Annotated in this window: 6 protein-coding genes, 1 tRNA gene and 1 rRNA gene; all 8 read right to left on the bottom strand. The window is 62.1% G+C overall.

Going from position 1 to position 6,437, the window contains the following annotated elements; all coding sequences use genetic code 11:
• Positions 1 to 51: 51 nt before the first annotated feature.
• A complete protein-coding gene (gene cbl / locus ACB039_RS18310) occupies positions 52 to 999 on the bottom strand; it encodes an HTH-type transcriptional regulator Cbl (protein ID WP_005332399.1) in 948 nt (315 codons plus the stop codon).
• A gap of 116 nt (positions 1,000 to 1,115) precedes the next feature.
• Positions 1,116 to 2,183 carry a sulfate/molybdate ABC transporter ATP-binding protein gene (locus ACB039_RS18315; RefSeq protein ID WP_171272623.1) on the bottom strand — a complete coding sequence of 356 codons (1,068 nt, stop codon included), beginning with the start codon at positions 2,181 to 2,183 and terminating at the stop codon, positions 1,116 to 1,118.
• 74 nt (positions 2,184 to 2,257) lie between these two features.
• Positions 2,258 to 3,151: a sulfate ABC transporter permease subunit CysW gene (gene cysW, locus ACB039_RS18320; protein ID WP_371166177.1), complete on the bottom strand. Its 894-nt coding sequence runs from the start codon at positions 3,149 to 3,151 to the stop codon at positions 2,258 to 2,260.
• Positions 3,148 to 3,987: a sulfate ABC transporter permease subunit CysT gene (cysT, locus tag ACB039_RS18325; protein ID WP_139751365.1), complete on the bottom strand. Its 840-nt coding sequence runs from the start codon at positions 3,985 to 3,987 to the stop codon at positions 3,148 to 3,150. Before cysT ends, cysW begins: the two co-directional genes overlap by 4 nt.
• A gap of 279 nt (positions 3,988 to 4,266) precedes the next feature.
• Entirely contained in the window at positions 4,267 to 4,842 is a 576-nt protein-coding gene (locus ACB039_RS18330; protein ID WP_139751366.1) for an alpha/beta hydrolase, read from the bottom strand.
• Positions 4,843 to 4,881: 39 nt separating this feature from the next.
• Positions 4,882 to 5,883, bottom strand: a complete 1,002-nt coding sequence (locus ACB039_RS18335; protein WP_139751367.1) for a sulfate ABC transporter substrate-binding protein — start codon at positions 5,881 to 5,883, stop codon at positions 4,882 to 4,884.
• A 275-nt stretch (positions 5,884 to 6,158) separates the two neighbouring features.
• Positions 6,159 to 6,235: transfer RNA gene (locus ACB039_RS18340), tRNA-Asp, on the bottom strand.
• 98 nt (positions 6,236 to 6,333) lie between these two features.
• A 5S ribosomal RNA gene (gene rrf / locus ACB039_RS18345) occupies positions 6,334 to 6,437 on the bottom strand; the annotation flags it as partial.

The raw sequence follows: 6,437 nt of genomic DNA on the forward strand, positions 1-6,437 counted from the left end.
TAAGCAACAGGGAGCCATCGGCTCCCTGTTTTTTCAGACCATGCGCCACATTCAGATCTGGTAATCGAGCAGCGGCTCGTTGCTCATGGCCCTGGCCTGGATCTCCGCCAGCGCCAGCTCGGGGTTGCAGAGCTGGATGAACTGCCAGGTGAAGTTGTGCTGGAACTGCCCCTGCTTGAGGCCTATCCAGGCGGTGTGCGGCGCAAACAACCGGCTGCCGTCGAGCTGCACCAGCCCCTTGTCCCGCTGGGGATCGAACGCCATGTCAGCCAGTATGCCCACCCCCATCTCCAGCTCGACATAGGTCTTGATGACGTCGGAGTCCTGGGCGGTCAGCAGGATCTGCGGATGTATCCCCGCCTCGGCGAAGGCCTCATCCACCCGCACCCGCCCAGTCAGACCGGCCTGATAGGTCACTATGGGCCAGTGGGCCAGGGCCGCCAGGGTGAGCTCCCGCTCGGCGGTGAGGGGGTGCTGCTCCGGCACCACTATATTGTGGTGCCAGCGGTAGTAGGGAAAGGCCACCACGCCTTCGCTCTTGTCGAGCTGTTCGCTGCTGATGCCGATGTCCACCTCGCCGGTCTGCACCAGCCGCACTATCTCCTCCGGGCTGCCCTGGCGCAGCTCCAGCTGCACCAGGGGGAACTGCTCGCGAAACGCCTTCACCACACGGGGCAGGGCATAGCGCGCCTGGGTGTGAGTGGTCGCTACCAGCAGCCGCCCCGAATCCCGGTTGGCGAAGGTGCTGGCCAATTTGCGGATATTGTCGGCGTCCCCCAGGATGCGCTCGGCGATCACCAGCAGCTCCTTGCCCGGCTCCGTCATGCCGAGCAGCCGCTTGCCGTAACGGATGAAGAGTGCGAGCCCCAGCTCCTCCTCCAGCTCGCGGATATGGCGGCTGACCCCGGACTGGGAGGTAAAGAGGGCATTGGCCACCTCGGTCAGGTTGTAATCCCGCCGCGATGCCTCCCGGATAATGCGTAATTGCTGAAAATTCACCTCATCGCCTCCTGCGCTGAGTGGCGGTGGATGCTGCCACCGTCCTCTTATTATTGGATGGCCGGATCAGGATCCGGCTGCAAGCCTGAAAAGAGTCTCGTCTTGGGCCCTCGCCCTCAAATCTGGTAGTCGGGATAGAGCTGCGCATGTCGGGCCACCAGACGCACCCCCTGGCCGGGAGCGAAGGCACGGGCGGCCTCCTTGCTCAGCTCGGCCTCGTAGTGAGCCCCCCTGGTCTCGCCATCCCCGCGCAACTCCACCCGGATCCGCGGCCCCATGGGCAGCAGACGGGTGATGGTGGCGCTGATGCCACCCGGTGCATCCGCCGGCAGTATCTCCAGCTCGTGGGGGCGCACATAGGCGATGGCCGCACTGCCCTGTGCCAGCTGGGAGCTGATGGGGCCGCCCAGCTGCTGCTCACCTATGCCAAGCCCCTGCCCGGCCACCCGACCGCGAAACAGGTTCACGCTGCCGAGGAAGCTGTGCACGAAGGCGGTGGCGGGCTGGTCATAGACCTCGGCCGGGGTGCCGATCTGCTCGACCCGCCCTGCGTTCATCAGCACCACCCGATCCGCCACCTCCAGGGCCTCCTCCTGATCGTGGGTCACGAACAGGCTGGTGACGTGCAGCTCGTCGTGCAGCTCCCGCAGCCAGCGGCGCAGCTCCTTGCGCACCTGGGCGTCGAGGGCGCCGAAAGGCTCGTCCAGCAGCAGTACCTTGGGCTGCACTGCCAGAGCACGCGCCAGGGCGACCCTTTGGCGCTGACCACCGGAAAGCTGGGTCGGATAGCGTCCGGCCACGTGGCTGAGCTGCACCAGATCCAGCAACTCCTTGACCCGGGCGCGGATGCTGGCTTCATTCGGCCGATCGGAACGCGGCTTGACCCTGAGGCCAAACGCCACGTTCTCGAACACCGTCATGTGCCTGAACAGGGCATAGTGCTGGAACACGAATCCGACGTTGCGCTCGCGCACGTGGAGATCCGAGGCATCCTCGCCGCGGATGATGACGTTGCCGCTGTCGGCCTGCTCCAGCCCGGCGATGATCCGCAGCAGTGTGGTCTTGCCGCAACCGGAGGGGCCGAGCAGCGCCACCAGTTCACCGTCGTGAAAATCGAGGTTGATGTCGGCCAGGGCCGCGTACTGATTGAAATGCTTGTTGAGTCGTTGAACCTGAATGCTCATGGCTGCCTCTCTAAACCGTTAAACCGGATTCATGGTTATCCGGGCTGGCCTGCCAGCAGGCAGACCAGGCCATATCAATGGGACTGGGTGGGCTGAGCGCGCAGCCGGGCCAGCAGGGTCTCTCCCAACAGGGTGAAGATCCCGAACAGGGCCAGCAGGCTCGCCACCGCGAAGGCGGCGCCGGTCTGGTACTCGTTGTAGAGGATCTCGATGTGCAGCGGCAGGGTGTTGGTCTGACCGCGAATATGGCCGGAGACCACGGAGACGGCACCAAACTCCCCCACTGCCCGGGCGGTACATAGCAGCAGACCGTACATCAGGCTCCAGCGGATGCCGGGCAGGGTGACCCGCCAGAACATCTGCAAGCCGTTCGCCCCCAGCATGATGGCGGCCTCTTCTTCTTCCGGTCCGCGGGCCTCCATCTGCGGCAACAGCTCACGCACCACGAAGGGCACGGTAATGAAGGTGGTCGCCAATATGATCCCCGGGGTGGCGAAGATGATCTTGATGTCGTGCTCGCTCAGCCAGTCGCCAAACCAGCCGCGACTACCGAATATCAGCACGAACATCAGGCCTGCTATCACGGGCGAGACCGAGAACGGCAGATCGATGAGGGTAATGAGCAGTTGCCGGCCCGGGAAACGGAAGCGGGCTATGGCCCAGGCGGCCGCCAGCCCGAACAGCAGGTTGAGGGGCACGGAGCAGAGGGTCACCAGGGCCGTCAGGCCGAGGGCGCTCAGGGCATCCGGCTCGCTGATGGCATGCCAGAAGAAGGCAAGACCCGGGCTCAGTGCCTGGATAAAGACGGTGGCAAGCGGCAGCAACAGCAGGGCGGCGAACCAGCCCAGTCCGACGCTGATCAACAGCCACTTCACCCAGACGGGCTCACGGGTCACGGCAGGCTGGCGCACTTGAGTGGCAGGCACTCCATCGAGGGCCAGATCCAGGCTTGCGTTGGATGCGTTCATATGCGGCGTCCTCCGATTCGTGCCCAGCTCCAGGCCTGCAACTTGTTGATGATCAACAGCAAAACAAACGAGATCAGCAGCATGACGGAGGCGATGGCCGAGGCCCCGGCGTAGTCATACTCCTCCAGATGGCTCATGATCATCAGCGGCGCGATTTCCGACACCATCGGCAAATTTCCGGCGATAAAGATGACGGAGCCGTACTCCCCTACCCCGCGGGCAAACGCCAGGGCGAAGCCGGTGAGCAGCGCCGGGATCAGGGTAGGCCACAACACTCGCGCGAAGGTCTGCCAGCGATTGGCGCCAAGGCTGGCGGCGGCCTCCTCCTGTTCGGTCTCAGCCTCCCGCAGCACGGGCTGCAGGGTGCGCACCACGAAGGGCAAGCCGATGAAAGTGAGGGCGATCACCACCCCTATGGGGTTGTAGGCGAGCTCGATACCAAAGGGGGCAACCCACTGACCTATCCAGCCGTTGGGGGCGAAGATGGCGCACAGGGCAATGCCGGAGACGGCAGTCGGCATGGCGAACGGCAAGTCGATGAGCGCATCCACCAAACGGCGACCGGGGAAACTGTAACGCACCAGCACCCAGGCCAGGATCAGCCCGAACAGGCTGTTGAGCAAGGCGGCGATAAAAGCGGCCCCGAAGCTGAGGCGAAAGGAGGCGAGCACCCGGGGGGAGCCTATCACCTGCCAGAACTCGGCGGCCGTCAGGTTGTTGACCGCGAACAGCACCAGTGCCGAGAGGGGCAACAGTACCAGTATGCTCAGATAGAGCAGACTGAAGCCCAGGGTCGGTCCCAGACCAGGGAGGACGGAATAAGAACTTAATCGCATAACACATCCGTTTGTTATAAAAACTTTCGATACGCTGATTCTGCTCACGACCGCCAGTGACAACAAACACCAATAACGCCTTTGCTAAGCACTTTTTTATCTAACAACGGCAAACCAGGGCTTTTAGAGCGATAAATAGAAAAAAAGGTCTTTTATATAAATAAAAGACCTAACAAACGGAGCGGTGAAACCTGAACTGTGGAGACAGTCACTATGGGGTCAGGGTGGCGAGCCTGTCTGATATCTTGCGGGAACTCTCCTTGTCATATAGGCAGAGGGTCAGCGGAAGCTGAGGGCAGCCCGCCTGCCCCATTCGGTCGAGGCGGGATCCACCACCATCTCGGCCCTGTGATGAAGGGTGTTCAGCAGGTTGAGCCCCTGACTCCACTCCCCATGACCGGACTGGGCATTGATGTGGCCCACCTCGCCGGCGTCGAACAGCGGCACCTGCCACTGGCGACTCCAATACTCGGCACGTTCGAAGCTCATCCAGGGATCGTTACGGCTGGCGATAAGCTGGGCGGACACTTTGATGGACCCCGCCAGCGCCTCATCCGGGATACCGAAGCGGGCCGGGTCCGCTGGTGCCACTATCAGGATGGAGGAGACCTTGTCCGGTTGCAGCCGGGCGGCGGCAATCGCCGTCAAAGCGCCGAAGGAGTGGGCCACCAGGTGGACCCGGCTACGGCGGCTCCTTAGCTTGCTCGCCAGCTTGGCGCTCCAAACCGTGAGGTCCGGCTTGTCCCAGGGCAGACCCAGCATCCGCTGCCACTGGGGAAATTGCAGGTGCCAGCGACTCTGCCAGTGATCCGGCCCACTGTTGTGCAAACCGGGAACCAGAAGGATCTTGTTCATCATGGTGCTCCTAGCTGTTGTCACAGGGACCGGCCGGCCTTAGCCGCCCGGTTGGTAAATCTGGTCGAACAGCCCGCCCTGGGCGAAGTGTTTCTTCTGTGCCTTGTCCCAATCCCCTTCCAGATCCTTGACGGTAAAGAGCGCCAGCTGCGGGAACTGGGCCGATGTCTCCTTGAGGATCGCCGGGTTGCTCGGGCGATAGTGGTACTTGGCGATGATCCGCTGCCCCTCGTCGGAGTAGAGATAGTCGAGGTACGCCTTGGCGACCGCCTCGGTACCGTGCTTCTTGGCCACCTTGTCCACCACGGCAACCGGTGGTTCGGCCAGGATGGAAACCGAGGGCACCACGAGCTCGAACTTGTCGCTGGTCCCCGGCTGATTCAGCACCAGCAAGGCTTCGTTCTCCCAAGCCAGCAGCACATCGCCGAGGCCCCGCTCGATGAAGCTGGTGGTGGCGCCCCGGGCGCCGGAATCCAGCACCTTTACGTTCTTGAACAGATCGCCGACAAACTGCCTGGCACCCTCCTCAGTGCCGCTCTTCTTCAGGGCATAGCCCCAGGCAGCCAGGTAGTTCCAGCGTGCCCCGCCGGAGGTCTTGGGGTTTGGCGTGACGATGGCCACATCCTTGCGCACCAGATCATCCCAGTCCTTTATCTGCTTGGGGTTACCCTTGCGCACCAGGAAGACGATGGTGGAGGTATAGGGAGACGCATTGTTGGCAAGGCGCCCCTCCCAATTGCTGGCAGTAAGACCCGCCTTGGCCACGGCATCGACATCATAGGCCAGCGCCAGGGACACCACGTCAGCCTCCAGGCCGTCCACCACGGCACGGGCCTGCTTGCCGGAGCCACCGTGTGACTGGCTCACCACCACATCATCGCCCGTCTTTGCCTTCCACTCCTTGGCAAAGGCGCTGTTGTATTCCTGGAACAGCTCGCGGGTCGGGTCATAAGAGACGTTGAGCAGGCGCACCTCGACCGCATTGGCCTGGCCGAGTGCCAGCAGAGAGAGCAGGGTCAGGGCGGTCATTCGCAATTTCATGGTGATACTCCATATCGTTGGGTTGAGTACAGAATGCCGCCTTCCACATATATCAGGAAGAAAGAAAAAGCGCTTTGCTTATCTCTTTTACGCATATTAGGCCAACCGCCAACGCACACTTACTGCTGCGAACCAGCTCCCCGATACCCCTGATCGCCCAACTCGCCCCTCATCAACGTCAGATTACAGGCACGAAAAAGCCCAGTCTGTTGACTGGGCTTGCTGAAGGCACATAGCAAAAAGGCCTTCCCGTGAGGGAAGGCCTTTCAAATTAGTGGCGGAGCGGACGGGACTCGAACCCGCGACCCCCGGCGTGACAGGCCGGTATTCTAACCGACTGAACTACCGCTCCGCTGTCTGGTTAGCTTTTTGCTAAATTGTCTGCCGCTTCATTGAGGTGTCATCCTCTCGGCCAACGTCATGATTTTGCACAACGCTGTTTAATTGGGTGCCTGGCAGTGTCCTACTCTCGCATGGCGAATGCCACACTACCATCGGCGCTACCGCGTTTCACTTCTGAGTTCGGCATGGGATCAGGTGGTTCCACGGCGCTA

It is taken from the genome of Aeromonas sp. S2(2024) (genome assembly GCF_041402505.1).
Lineage (GTDB): Bacteria > Pseudomonadota > Gammaproteobacteria > Enterobacterales > Aeromonadaceae > Aeromonas > Aeromonas media.

Excerpts from the sequence above, each read along its gene's own strand:
- ACB039_RS18315 (WP_171272623.1), bottom strand. The coding sequence starts at position 2,183 with ATGAGCATTCAGGTTCAACGACTCAACAAGCATTTCAATCAGTACGCG.
- cysW (WP_371166177.1), bottom strand. The coding sequence starts at position 3,151 with ATGAACGCATCCAACGCAAGCCTGGATCTGGCCCTCGATGGAGTGCCT.
- cysT (WP_139751365.1), bottom strand. The coding sequence starts at position 3,987 with ATGCGATTAAGTTCTTATTCCGTCCTCCCTGGTCTGGGACCGACCCTG.
- ACB039_RS18330 (WP_139751366.1), bottom strand. The coding sequence starts at position 4,842 with ATGAACAAGATCCTTCTGGTTCCCGGTTTGCACAACAGTGGGCCGGAT.
- ACB039_RS18335 (WP_139751367.1), bottom strand. The coding sequence starts at position 5,883 with ATGAAATTGCGAATGACCGCCCTGACCCTGCTCTCTCTGCTGGCACTC.